We start from the raw sequence: 13536 nt of genomic DNA on the forward strand, positions 1-13536 counted from the left end.
ATAATGTACATTTGCAGACAAATAGTGTGAGTTATGATAAAAGCATTGAGAACTGTCGGACGATATATCATGCTGATGGGACGTACTTTTTCCCGTCCCGAGCGTATGCGTATGTTTTTCCGGCAATACCTTAACGAGATGGAGCAACTGGGTGTGAACTCCATCGGCATCGTGTTGTTGATTTCGTTTTTCATCGGCGCGGTGATTACTATTCAGATTAAATTGAATATTGAAAGTCCATGGATGCCTCGCTGGACAGTGGGATATGTGACACGTGAAATTATGTTGCTGGAGTTCTCCTCTTCTATTATGTGTTTGATTCTGGCGGGAAAGGTCGGCTCGAACATTGCTTCGGAACTGGGAACAATGCGGGTGACGCAACAGATTGACGCACTCGAAATAATGGGTATTAATTCCGCCAATTATCTGATACTACCCAAAATAACGGCCATGGTAACTGTGATCCCTGTGTTGGTGACGTTTAGTATTTTTGCCGGTATTATCGGTGCTTTTTGTACCTGTTGGTTTGCCGGTGTGATGAATGCGGTCGATCTGGAATATGGACTGCAGTATATGTTTGTCGAATGGTTTATCTGGGCGGGTATCATAAAATCCCTTTTCTTTGCCTTTATTATTGCAAGTGTTTCTGCCTTTTTCGGCTATACGGTAGATGGTGGTTCCATTGCTGTAGGAAAGGCTTCTACGGATGCTGTGGTAAGCAGTAGTGTGTTGATTCTGTTTGCAGATTTGGTATTAACTAAACTTTTGATGGGATGATTGATATTAGAGGACTTTATAAATCATTTGAAGATAAAACGGTATTGAGTAATATCAATGCGTCTTTTGAGAATGGAAAGACAAACCTGATTATCGGTCAGAGCGGCTCTGGTAAAACGGTCTTGATGAAATGTATCGTAGGCTTGCTTACTCCCGAAAAAGGAGAAGTGCTGTATGACGGACGTAACCTTGTCCTGGTGGGGAAGAAGGAGAAAAAGATGCTTCGTAAGGAGATGGGGATGATTTTCCAGAGTGCGGCGCTTTTTGACTCCATGTCGGTGCTGGATAATGTAATGTTCCCGCTGAATATGTTTAGCAACGATACACTGCGTGACCGTACCAAGCGTGCCATGTTCTGTCTGGAACGTGTGAATCTGACTGAGGCGAAAGATAAATTTCCGGGTGAAATCAGTGGCGGTATGCAGAAGCGTGTGGCTATTGCCCGTGCTATCGCATTGAATCCGCAGTACCTGTTCTGTGATGAACCGAACTCCGGGCTGGACCCCAAAACGTCATTAGTTATTGATGACCTGATTCATGACATCACTCAGGAGTATAATATGACGACTATTATCAATACCCATGACATGAACTCTGTGCTGGGAATCGGTGAGAAAGTGATTTATATTTATGAAGGACATAAGGAATGGGAAGGGACGAAAGATGATATTTTCACTTCTACCAATGAACGGTTGAATAACTTTATCTTTGCTTCGGACCTGCTTCGTAAAGTGAAGGATATGGAAGTGCAGAATATGGAAGGCTGACGGAAAAGTAAATAGAAGGACATAAAAAAACTTCTGTCATCAGGTGGCAGAAGTTTCTTTTTTTTCTTAGCTATATTAGCGTCGGCAATTAAGCTCTGGGTCTAGCTTCTTTAACTACCATTGTACGGCCCATGTACTCTGCACCGTTCAATTCTGCGATTGCTTTAGCAGCTGCTGCATCGTCTTCCATTTCGATGAAAGCAAATCCTTTGGATTTACCGGTTTCACGATCCATAACTACTTTAACTGATGATACTGCTCCGTAATCTTCCATCACTTGTTGCAGATCTCCTTCCTTAACACGGTAGTTAAGGTTTCCAACATAAATGTTCATAATGAAAATGATAAAAAAATAAATAAATGAATAAAACTCTCTGGATAGATGGTTACTAATAAAAAGATTAAAACGACAGAGAGTTTACAAATGCGTTTTCGAAACAGAAGTAAAAACCTTGTAATCAAATCGAGAAACTAATGGTCCATCAATCCGCAGCAAAGAAAAGAATAATTTTTGGATTGACCATCTTTTTCTTACTTTTATTTGCAGGCAACGAGAAAAAAACAAGGATGCGTGGCTAGTGAACCGCTGCCTGTCATGCAATTGTCATTTGTATATTCCAAAATAGATGCGAAATAAATCTGCAATGTCTTTTGAAAATTGAAAGATTAGCACTAATTTTGCACCCTCGTTTGAGTTAGAACAAAGTATAAATCAAATAAATAATTGTCAGAATGAACGTTTCATTACAAAACATTGACAAAGTAAGCGCACAGCTTACTGTGAAGCTTGAGAAAGCCGACTATCAGGAAAAAGTAGACAAATCGTTGAAATCATTCCGTCAGAAGGCACAGATGCCGGGATTCCGTAAAGGAATGGTTCCGATGAGCCTGGTTAAGAAGATGTATGGTAAATCAGTGATTGCAGAAGAAGTGAATAAGGTACTGCAAGAAGCTGTTTACAACTATATTAAAGAAAATAAGGTGAACATGCTGGGCGAACCGTTGCCTAACGAAGAAAAACAGCAGGTTATCGACTTCGATACAATGGAAGAATTCGAGTTTGTGTTCGATATCGCTCTGGCACCTGAATTCAAAGCTGAAGTAAGCGCTAAAGATAAAGTAGATTACTATACGATCGAAGTATCGGATGAAATGATCGAAAACCAGGTGAAGATGTATACTCAGCGCACCGGTAAATACGACAAAGTAGACGTTTACGAAGATAACGACATGCTGAAAGGTCTGTTGGCTCAGCTGGACGAAGAAGGTAATACGAAAGAAGGCGGTATTCAGGTAGAAGGTGCTGTATTAATGCCTTCTTATATGAAGAACGACGATCAGAAAGCTATCTTTGCTAATGCCAAAGTAAATGACGTATTGGTATTCAACCCGAATGTTGCTTACGACGGACACGCTGCTGAACTCGGCTCTCTGTTGAAGATCGACAAGGAAATCGCTAAGGATGTGAAGTCTGACTTCAGCTTCCAGGTAGAAGAAATCACTCGTTTCGTACCGGGTGAACTGACTCAGGAAGTATTTGACCAGGCATTTGGTGAAGGTGTAGTGAAGACTGAAGAAGAATTCCGCGCTAAGATCAAAGAAGAAATCGCAGCAAGATTTGTTGCTGACAGCGATTATAAATTCCTGATCGACATTCGTAAAGTGATGATGGACAAAGTAGGTAAGCTGGAATTCTCTGATGCATTGCTGAAACGTATCATGTTGCTGAACAACGAAGAAAAAGGCGAAGAATATGTAGCTGAAAACTACGATAAGAGCATTGAAGAACTGACTTGGCACCTGATCAAGGAACAGCTGGTAGAGGCAAACGATATTAAGGTAGAGCAGGAAGATGTGCTGAAGATGGCGAAAGAAACTACCAAAGCACAGTTCGCTCAATATGGAATGTTGTCTGTACCCGAAGATGTGCTTGATAACTATGCACAGGAAATGTTGAAGAAGAAAGATACTATCAACAATCTGGTAAGCCGCGTAGTGGAAGTGAAGCTGGCTGCAGCTTTGAAAGCTCAGGTAACTTTGGAGAACAAGAACGTTTCTATGGAAGAATTCAATAAAATGTTTGAATAATCGTTCGGTTGAATAGAACATAAAGTCACAGAAACACAGAGTTTTTATAAAATTATAACTCTGTGTTTTTTTGTGTCTCTGTGTTCTTTTTCGTTTCTTTGCACTTACGTTTATTATAAATTTAATTAGAAAGGAACAATAACATGGATGATTTTAGAAAATACGCAACCAAGCATTTAGGAATGAATGGCATGGTGCTGGACGATGTGATTAAATCGCAAGCCGGGTATTTGAATCCCTATATTCTCGAAGAGAGACAGCTGAATGTAACTCAGCTCGATGTATTCTCCCGACTGATGATGGATCGCATTATTTTTCTGGGTACACAAGTAGATGACTATACGGCAAACACGCTTCAGGCGCAGCTGCTCTATCTGGACTCTGTAGACCCGGGCAAGGATATCTCTATCTATATCAATTCTCCGGGCGGTAGTGTGTATGCCGGACTGGGTATTTACGATACCATGCAGTTTATTTCAAGTGATGTTGCTACTATTTGTACAGGTATGGCTGCTTCGATGGCTGCTGTATTACTGGTAGCCGGTGCCGAAGGCAAACGTTCTGCATTGCCGCATTCACGTGTGATGATTCACCAGCCGATGGGCGGTGCGCAGGGACAGGCTTCGGATATTGAAATCACAGCCCGTGAAATTCAGAAATTGAAGAAAGAACTTTATACGATCATCGCTGATCATTCGCACACTGACTTTGATAAGGTATGGGCCGATTCGGACCGTGATTACTGGATGACAGCTCAGGAAGCGAAAGAATACGGAATGATTGATGAAGTATTGATTAAAAAATAAAAATGGCTGATTCAAAGACAAAGAAAAAGTGTAGCTTCTGCGGTCGGTCGGAGAATGAAGTCGGATTCCTGATCACAGGAATGAACGGCTATATCTGCGACAGCTGTGCTACTCAGGCTTATGAGATTACTCAGGAAGCCCTGGGCGAAGGCAGAAAAAGGGCGGGAGCTACCAAACTCAACTTAAAAGAACTGCCCAAACCGGTAGAAATAAAGAAATTCCTCGACCAGTACGTAATCGGACAGGACGATGCGAAACGCTTTCTTTCTGTATCAGTTTACAACCATTACAAGCGTCTTTTGCAGAAAGACAGCGGTGATGATGTAGAAATTGAAAAATCAAACATTATCATGGTGGGTAGTACCGGAACCGGAAAAACATTGCTGGCACGTACTATTGCCAAGCTGCTTCATGTCCCGTTTACGATTGTAGACGCTACGGTATTGACGGAAGCCGGTTATGTCGGTGAAGATATTGAAAGCATTCTGACCCGTTTGCTTCAGGTGGCAGATTATAATGTGCCGGAGGCTGAGCAAGGAATTGTGTTTATCGATGAGATAGACAAGATTGCCCGCAAAGGAGACAATCCTTCTATCACCCGCGACGTAAGTGGAGAGGGTGTGCAGCAAGGTTTGCTGAAATTGCTTGAGGGATCGGTGGTGAACGTTCCTCCCCAGGGAGGCCGTAAGCATCCCGACCAGAAAATGATTCCGGTGAATACCAAGAATATTCTCTTTATCTGTGGTGGTGCTTTCGATGGTATTGAAAAGAAAATCGGCCAACGGCTGAATACGCATGTGGTAGGATATACCGCATCGCAGAAAACAGCAGTGATCGATAAGAATAATATGATGCAGTACATTGCTCCTCAGGATTTGAAGTCATTCGGCCTGATTCCCGAAATAATCGGTCGTCTTCCGGTGCTGACTTATCTGAATCCGCTGGACCGCAATGCACTCCGTGCTATTCTTACCGAGCCGAAAAACTCTATCATCAAGCAATATATCAAGTTGTTTGAAATGGATGGTATCAAGCTGACATTTGAAGATTCTGTTTTCGAATATATCGTTGACAAGGCTGTAGAATATAAGTTAGGTGCCCGTGGATTGCGTTCTATTGTGGAAACAATCATGATGGATGTCATGTTTGAAATCCCTTCAGAGAGCAAAAAAGAGTATAAGGTAACGCTGGATTATGCAAAACAACAGCTGGAAAAAGCGAATATGGCAAGGCTGCAAATTGCTTAATATCAAATAGTAAGGCTACTGAAAATGATTGTTTCTGTTTTTTCTTGAAAATATTAGTCGTATTTTGCTTGGTAATTACGAAGTTGTTTATAACTTTGTTTGGCTCTCTTGCAATGGAGGGCTTTACTTAAAGTTAAACCATGAACTGAATAAAACAACCTAAGTTAAGATGGCAGGGAAGATTAATTTAACAGATGAACTGAAAAAGTATTTCGGATTTAATAAGTTCAAGGGAAACCAGGAAGCAATCATTCAGAACTTGCTTGATGGTAAAGATACCTTTGTGCTAATGCCTACCGGTGGCGGAAAATCTTTATGCTATCAGTTACCTTCGCTCTTGATGGAAGGTACGGCAATTGTTATTTCTCCGCTCATTGCGTTGATGAAGAATCAGGTGGATGCAATGCGTAATTTCAGTGAAGAGGATGGCATCGCCCATTTTATAAATTCTTCATTAAATAAAGGCGCAATAGACCAAGTAAGGTCTGACATCCTTGCCGGAAAAACAAAATTGCTATATGTGGCTCCTGAGTCATTGACAAAGGAAGAAAACGTAGATTTTTTGCGTTCGGTGAAAATTTCGTTCTATGCGGTAGACGAAGCTCATTGTATTTCCGAATGGGGGCATGACTTCCGTCCGGAGTATCGGCGAATTCGTCCGATCATTAACGAAATAGGGAAAGCTCCCTTGATTGCGCTTACTGCAACAGCAACACCGAAGGTACAGCACGATATCCAGAAAAATCTGGGGATGGTGGATGCACAGGTTTTCAAATCCTCGTTCAACCGTCCGAATCTTTATTATGAGGTACGCGCAAAGACCAATAATATTGATAAAGATATTATCAAGTTCATCAAGAACAATTCGGAAAAGTCGGGCATTATCTATTGCCTGAGCCGGAAGAAAGTAGAGGAACTTGCTGAAATTCTTCAGGCAAACGGAATAAACGCGCGTCCTTATCATGCAGGTATGGACTCAATGACGAGAACGAAAAACCAGGATGATTTCCTGATGGAAAAGGTGGAAGTGATTGTGGCTACCATCGCTTTCGGTATGGGAATCGACAAGCCGGATGTACGGTTTGTGATCCATTATGATATCCCGAAGAGTCTGGAAGGGTATTATCAGGAGACAGGACGTGCCGGCAGAGACGGCGGCGAAGGCCAGTGCCTGACCTTTTATACAAACAAAGACTTGCAGAAACTGGAAAAGTTCATGCAAGGAAAACCTGTGGCAGAACAGGAAATTGGCAAGCAGCTTCTGTTGGAAACCGCTGCTTATGCCGAATCTTCCGTGTGTCGGCGCAAGACATTGCTGCACTATTTCGGTGAAGAATATACGGAAGAAAATTGTGGAAATTGTGACAACTGTTTAAACCCTAAAAAACAAGTGGAGGCTCAAGAGTTATTATGTGCCGTGATTGAAGCGATTATCGCGGTGAAAGAAAATTTTAAGGCAGATTATATCATAGACATACTACAAGGTAGAGAAACGTCGGAAGTACAGGCTCACCTACACGAAGATCTCGAAGTGTTCGGTTCGGGTATGGGCGAAGAAGACAAAACATGGAATGCAGTGATCCGACAAGCTTTGATTGGCGGTTACTTGAGCAAAGATGTGGAGAATTATGGTCTCCTGAAAGTGACGGAAGAAGGACACAAGTTCCTGAAGAAGCCAAAATCATTCAAGATTACTGAAGATAATGATTTTGAAGAAACGGAAGAAGAAGTACCTGCACGTGGCGGTGGCTCTTGTGCGGTAGACCCGGCTCTTTATTCAATGCTGAAGGACTTGCGGAAGAAGCTGTCCAAGAAACTGGAAGTTCCTCCTTATGTCATTTTCCAGGATCCGTCTTTGGAAGCAATGGCTACCATCTATCCGGTGACATTGGATGAACTGCAGAATATTCCGGGCGTAGGTGCCGGAAAGGCGAAACGCTATGGTGAAGAGTTCTGTAAACTGATCAAACGTCATTGCGAAGAGAATGAAATCGAACGTCCGGAAGATTTACGTGTACGTACGGTTGCCAATAAGTCAAAGATGAAGGTGGCTATCATTCAGGCTATCGACCGTAAAGTGGCGCTGGACGATATCGCTCTTTCCAAAGGAATCGAGTTTGGTGAACTGCTGGATGAAGTGGAAGCAATCGTTTACTCTGGAACCAAACTGAATATCGACTACTTCCTGGAAGAAATTATGGATGAAGATCATATGCTCGATATCTATGATTACTTCAAGGAATCTACGACAGACAAGATTGATGATGCTCTTGACGAACTGGGCGATGAATTTACCGAAGAGGAAGTCCGACTGGTGAGAATTAAGTTCATCTCTGAAATGGCTAATTAAAAAAGCGAAAAAAATAGGCGTGCAGGTATGCTGTTTTGAATAAAAACCGTATATTTGCACGCAATAAATTTTTAAACGCACAGCCCTATGTCATTTATTGCTGATAAGATTGTAATGGATGGGTTAACTTACGATGACGTATTGTTGATCCCCGCTTATTCTGAAGTTTTACCGCGCACTGTCGATCTCTCGACAAAGTTTTCAAGAAACATTGAGTTAAAAATTCCTTTTGTGACGGCTGCCATGGATACGGTTACCGAAGCGAAAATGGCTATTGCCATTGCCCGTGAAGGTGGTATCGGTGTGATTCACAAAAATATGTCTATTGAGGAGCAGGCAAGACAAGTTGCCATTGTAAAGCGTGCTGAAAATGGTATGATTTACGATCCTGTTACTATCAAGAGAGGTTCTACTGTCAGCGACGCTTTGGGAATTATGGCTGAATATAAAATCGGTGGTATTCCTGTAGTGGATGATGAAGGTTATCTGGTAGGTATCGTTACTAACAGAGATTTGCGTTTCGAAAGAGACATGACAAAGCATATTGATCTTGTTATGACTCCTAAAGAAAGATTGGTTACTACTAATCAGTCTACCGATCTGGAATCTGCTGCACAGATTCTTCAAAAACATAAGATTGAAAAGTTGCCGATTGTAGGAATGGATGGCAAACTGATCGGTCTTGTTACATATAAAGATATTACAAAGGCAAAAGATAAGCCGATGGCTTGTAAAGATGCCAAAGGTCGTCTGCGGGTAGCTGCAGGTGTCGGCGTTACTGCTGATACGCTGGATCGTATGCAGGCATTGGTGGATGCCGGTGCAGATGCTATCGTAATCGATACAGCTCACGGACATTCTATGTACGTTATTGAAAAACTAAAAGAAGCAAAGAAACGCTTCCCGAATATTGATATCGTGGTAGGTAACATTGCTACCGGAGAAGCTGCGAAGGCTTTGGCAGAAGCTGGTGCTGATGCAGTGAAAGTAGGTATCGGTCCGGGTTCTATCTGTACTACTCGTGTTGTTGCAGGTGTAGGTGTTCCTCAGTTGTCGGCTGTATATGATGTAGCCAAGGCACTGAAAGGTACAGGTGTTCCTCTGATTGCTGATGGTGGTTTGCGCTATTCCGGTGATGTGGTAAAAGCATTGGCTGCCGGCGGATATTGTGTGATGATCGGATCATTGGTTGCCGGAACAGAAGAGTCTCCGGGTGATACTATCATCTTCAACGGACGTAAATTCAAATCATATCGCGGTATGGGCTCATTGGAAGCGATGGAGAATGGCTCAAAAGACCGTTACTTCCAGAGTGGAACTGCCGATGTGAAGAAACTGGTTCCGGAAGGTATTGCTGCTCGTGTTCCTTATAAAGGTACACTTTACGAAGTGGTTTATCAGCTGTCCGGTGGTCTTCGTGCAGGTATGGGATATTGCGGTGCTGCTAATATTGAACAACTACATGATGCGAAGTTTACTCGTATCACAAATGCCGGAGTGATGGAAAGTCACCCGCATGACGTGACGATTACCAGTGAATCGCCTAACTATAGCCGTCCGGAATAATTTATATAAACGGTAAACGATTAACGGTGAACGGTGAACAGGCTGTATGGCATATGTTCGTTGTTCACCGTTTGTCGTTTTAAAATAAAAATCAATGATGAAAAGAAATCTGCTTTTAGGATGGATAAGTCTCTTCGGAGTATTGGCTTTCGCTCAGGAAGATCCCGTAGTGATGCGGATTAATGGGAAAGAAATACCTCGTTCGGAGTTTGAATATTCCTATCGTCGGCATACGGACGGTAATGGTACGAAATTGTCTCCTAGAGAATATGCGGAGCTTTTCATTCAGTCTAAGTTGAAAGTGGAAGCAGCCAGAGCGACCGGACTTGACACAGCTTTGGCTTTCCGCAAACAACAGGAGGCTTATCGGACAAATCTGCTGAGGTCATACCTTCTGGATGATCAGGAAATGGATGGCAATGCCCGTATTCTATATCAGAAGATGAAGGAAAATGTACGTGGCGGACAAGTGCAGATACAGCAGATTTTCAAATACCTGCCTCAGACCATTACTTCCCGGCATTTACAGGAGGAACAAGCCCGCATGGACTCTATTTATCAGGTGATACAAAATCAGCCGAGCGTGGATTTTGCCCGTTTGGTGGATCGGTTTTCGGATGATAAACGCTGTCGGTGGATAGAAAGTTTGCAGACAACCTCGGAGTTTGAGGAAGCAGCTTTCTCTTTAGCAAAAGGTGAAATATCCAAACCTTTTTTTACTCCGGAAGGGATTCATATTCTGAAAGTTATAGATCGGAAGGAAGTGCCTGCATATGAAGTCGTTAGTGACAGCCTTCTGAATCGTTTAAGGCGTCAGCCGTTGGATAAAGGAACGGAAGCCATAGTAGAACAACTGAAAAAGGAATACCAGTATATTCCGAATACGGAGTCTTTGGACGAAGTATTGCAGAAAGGTGGAACGGAGCGGACTTTGTTTACCATCAACGGGCAGGCATATACTGGGGAAATGTTTAAGCGGTTTGCTTCATCCCATCCTCAGGCTGTAAAACGGCAGTTGAATGGTTTTATAGCAAAATCTCTACTGGATTATGAGAGTCAGCATATGGAAAGTAAGCATCCGGAGCTTCGTTATACTTTGCAGGAATATGCTGAAAAATGTCTGGCTGAGGAAATTGTGCATCAGAAAGTAGATTTACCGGCTGTTAATGATCGGGCGGGATTGGCTACTTATTTTAGGTTTCATTCATCGGATTACCGATGGGAACATCCCCGATATAAAGGAGTGGTGTTGCATTGTGCAGATAAAAAGACTGCCAAACAGGCTAAAAAGCTGCTGAAAAAAGTTCCGGAGAATGAATGGGAGGATATACTTCGCAAAAGTTTTAATACATCCGGTGCCGAAACAATTAAAATTGAACAGGGTATTTTTGCCGACGGAGATAATAAATATATAGATAAATTGGTCTTTAAGAAGGGGGGATTTGATCCTGTAGTGTCTTATCCTTTTACTATTGCTGTGGGCAAAAAACAGAAGGGACCGGAGGATTACAGAGAGGTAATTGATCAGGTGAGAAAAGATTATAGAAACTATCTTAACGCATATTGGGAGCGGGAATTGAGGGAGTCTGGTAAGGTTGAAATAAACCAAGAGGTTTTAAAAACAGTTAATAATAACTGATGTAACCGATTATTCACTATCTTCGTACCTTAAATAAGTAGATTTGAATTGACAATGCGAATATTAGTCCTCTTACTAATTACCCTTCTCTGTTGTGGAGCGTGCAAAGAGCAGTACGACCACAAAGGCAAGACTGCATTGGTGGAGGTAGATGGTAACTTTTTGTATAAAGAAGATTTGATGTCTGTACTACCGGTCGGATTGTCAAAAGATGATAGTATTCTTTTCGCTGAGCATTACATTCGTAGTTGGGCGGAAGAGATTTTGTTGTATGAAAAAGCAGCGAATAATATTCCGGATAATGTGGATGTAGATAAGCTGGTGGAGAATTACAGGAAAGCTTTGATTATGCATACCTATCAGCAGGAATTGATAAATCAAAAACTGACGAATGATATTTCGGAACAGGAAATAGCGGATTATTATGAGAAAAACAAGGAATTGTTTAAATTGGAATCTCCGCTGATCAAGGGATTGTTTATTAAAGTACCGTTGACGGCACCTCAGCTGAACAATGTTCGCAGATGGTACAAGACGGAAAAACAGGATGCTGTGGAAAGTCTGGAAAAATATAGTTTGCAGAATGCGGTGAAGTATGAATACTTTTACAATAAATGGGTTCCGGTAACGGATGTTCTGGACCTGATTCCATTGAAAGAGGCATCACCGGAGCAATATGTAGACAAGCACCGACATGTGGAACTGAAAGATACGGCATTTTACTATTTCCTCAATGTGAGCGATTATCGCGGGGCAGGTGAAGAGAAACCGTATGAGTTTGCCCGGTCGGAAGTGAAGGATTTACTGGTCAATCAGAAACGGGTGAACTTTATGGAACAAGTGAAGAATGACCTGTATCAGCAGGCTGTAAACAAGAAGAAGATTATATACAATTATTAAATACAAAGAATGAAGAAGTTTGTGAACTTTAGATTTATTGTTACCCTTGTCCTGGCAGTATTTGCCAACGTGGTAACTTATGCACAGGACAATGTAATTGATGAGGTAGTTTGGGTAGTAGGTGACGAAGCTATTTTGAAATCAGATGTAGAAGAGGCCCGTATGGATGCCTTGTACAATGGACGCAGATTTGAAGGCGATCCTTATTGTGTAATACCCGAAGAAATCGCTGTGCAGAAGTTATTCCTGCACCAGGCAAAGTTGGATAGTATCGAAGTTTCCGAAGCGGAAATCATTCAGCGTGTAGATATGATGACCAATATGTATATCCAGCAGATTGGTTCTAAGGAGAAAATGGAGGAATACTTCAATAAGACTGCTACTCAAATTCGTGAAACGTTGCGCGAAAATGCCCGTGATGGACTGACAGTACAGAAGATGCAGCAGAAACTGGTAGGAGATATCAAGGTAACTCCGGCAGAAGTACGCCGCTATTTCAAGGATCTTCCTCAGGACAGTATCCCTTATATTCCGACTCAGGTAGAAGTGCAGATTATTACACTGCAACCTAAAATTCCTATTGCTGAAATTGAAGATGTAAAGAGACGTCTGCGTGATTATACAGACCGTGTGACAAAGGGTGAAATTGATTTTTCTACACTGGCACGTCTGTATTCCGAAGATAAGGCTTCTGCTATCAAAGGTGGTGAACTTGATTTTATGGGACGTGGTATGCTGGATCCGGCTTATGCCAATGTAGCATTCAGTCTTCAGGACCCGAAGAAAGTTTCCAAGATCGTAGAATCTGAATTTGGTTATCATATTATCCAGCTTATCGAGAAACGTGGCGACCGTGTGAATACCCGTCACATCCTGTTGCGCCCGAAAGTATCTGAAAAGGAGTTGACAGAGGCTTGTGCCCGTCTGGATTCTATTGGCGATGATATCCGTCAGAATAAGTTTACATTTGATGAGGCTGCCTCTGTGATTTCACAGGATAAGGATACTCGTAATAATCACGGTCTTATGGTGAATACGAATGAGCGTACAGGTATCACTACTTCTAAGTTCCAGATGCAGGATTTACCTCAGGATGTTGCGAAAGTGGTGGATAAGATGAATGTAGGCGAAATTTCCAGAGCCTTTACGATGATTAACGAGAAGGATGGAAAAGAAGTTTGTGCTATTGTAAAACTGAAAGCAAAGATCAACGGTCATAAAGCTACCATTGCAGAAGACTATCAGGACCTGAAAGAAATCGTGATGGATAAGCGCCGGGAAGAAATGTTGCAGAAGTGGATTCTGAACAAACAAAAACATACGTATGTACGTATTGACCCGAACTGGCAGAAGTGTGACTTCAAGTATCCGGGTTGGGTAAGGAACGATTGATGTT

Annotated in this window: 11 protein-coding genes; 10 read left to right on the forward strand and 1 reads right to left on the reverse strand. The window is 42.1% G+C overall.

Annotated elements, in window-relative coordinates; genetic code table 11:
- Positions 1-33 precede the first annotated feature (33 nt).
- Together ACHLI0_RS16865 and ACHLI0_RS16870 are read left to right on the forward strand one after the other, a co-directional pair.
- Positions 34-777, forward strand: coding sequence for an MlaE family ABC transporter permease (locus ACHLI0_RS16865; RefSeq protein ID WP_008760768.1), 744 nt, complete (start codon positions 34-36; stop codon positions 775-777).
- Entirely contained in the window at positions 774-1544 is a 771-nt protein-coding gene (locus ACHLI0_RS16870) for an ABC transporter ATP-binding protein (protein WP_490749729.1), read from the forward strand. Before ACHLI0_RS16865 ends, ACHLI0_RS16870 begins: the two co-directional genes overlap by 4 nt.
- 88 nt (positions 1545-1632) lie before the next feature.
- On the opposite strand, the gene rbpC is transcribed toward ACHLI0_RS16870, so the two are convergent.
- Complete coding sequence (gene rbpC / locus ACHLI0_RS16875) at positions 1633-1878, reverse strand: RNA-binding protein RbpC (RefSeq protein WP_004297160.1); 246 nt, start codon at positions 1876-1878, stop codon at positions 1633-1635.
- A 398-nt stretch (positions 1879-2276) separates the two neighbouring features.
- Between rbpC and tig the strand changes: the two genes are divergently transcribed.
- The 8 genes from tig (at position 2277) to ACHLI0_RS16915 (ending at position 13532) form a co-directional block, all read left to right on the forward strand.
- Positions 2277-3632, forward strand: a complete 1356-nt coding sequence (tig, locus tag ACHLI0_RS16880) for a trigger factor (RefSeq protein WP_008764110.1) — start codon at positions 2277-2279, stop codon at positions 3630-3632.
- Positions 3633-3775: 143 nt separating this feature from the next.
- Complete coding sequence (clpP, locus tag ACHLI0_RS16885; RefSeq protein WP_004297164.1) at positions 3776-4438, forward strand: ATP-dependent Clp endopeptidase proteolytic subunit ClpP; 663 nt, start codon at positions 3776-3778, stop codon at positions 4436-4438.
- A gap of 2 nt (positions 4439-4440) precedes the next feature.
- Positions 4441-5685 (forward strand): ATP-dependent Clp protease ATP-binding subunit ClpX, encoded by a 1245-nt coding sequence (gene clpX, locus ACHLI0_RS16890; protein ID WP_490749730.1) that lies wholly within the window; start codon positions 4441-4443, stop codon positions 5683-5685.
- Positions 5686-5854: 169 nt separating this feature from the next.
- Positions 5855-8035 (forward strand): DNA helicase RecQ, encoded by a 2181-nt coding sequence (gene recQ / locus ACHLI0_RS16895; RefSeq protein WP_008764112.1) that lies wholly within the window; start codon positions 5855-5857, stop codon positions 8033-8035.
- A gap of 87 nt (positions 8036-8122) precedes the next feature.
- Positions 8123-9601 (forward strand): IMP dehydrogenase, encoded by a 1479-nt coding sequence (gene guaB / locus ACHLI0_RS16900; protein WP_490749731.1) that lies wholly within the window; start codon positions 8123-8125, stop codon positions 9599-9601.
- Positions 9602-9695: 94 nt separating this feature from the next.
- Complete coding sequence (locus ACHLI0_RS16905; RefSeq protein WP_490749732.1) at positions 9696-11240, forward strand: peptidylprolyl isomerase; 1545 nt, start codon at positions 9696-9698, stop codon at positions 11238-11240.
- A gap of 54 nt (positions 11241-11294) precedes the next feature.
- Positions 11295-12140 carry a peptidylprolyl isomerase gene (locus ACHLI0_RS16910; RefSeq protein ID WP_008760774.1) on the forward strand — a complete coding sequence of 282 codons (846 nt, stop codon included), beginning with the start codon at positions 11295-11297 and terminating at the stop codon, positions 12138-12140.
- A gap of 9 nt (positions 12141-12149) precedes the next feature.
- On the forward strand, positions 12150-13532 hold the full coding sequence (locus tag ACHLI0_RS16915) for a peptidylprolyl isomerase (RefSeq protein WP_008760775.1): 1383 nt from the start codon (positions 12150-12152) through the stop codon (positions 13530-13532).
- The last annotated feature ends 4 nt before the right edge of the window (positions 13533-13536 follow it).

This window comes from Bacteroides sp. RCH18, from assembly GCF_058231005.1.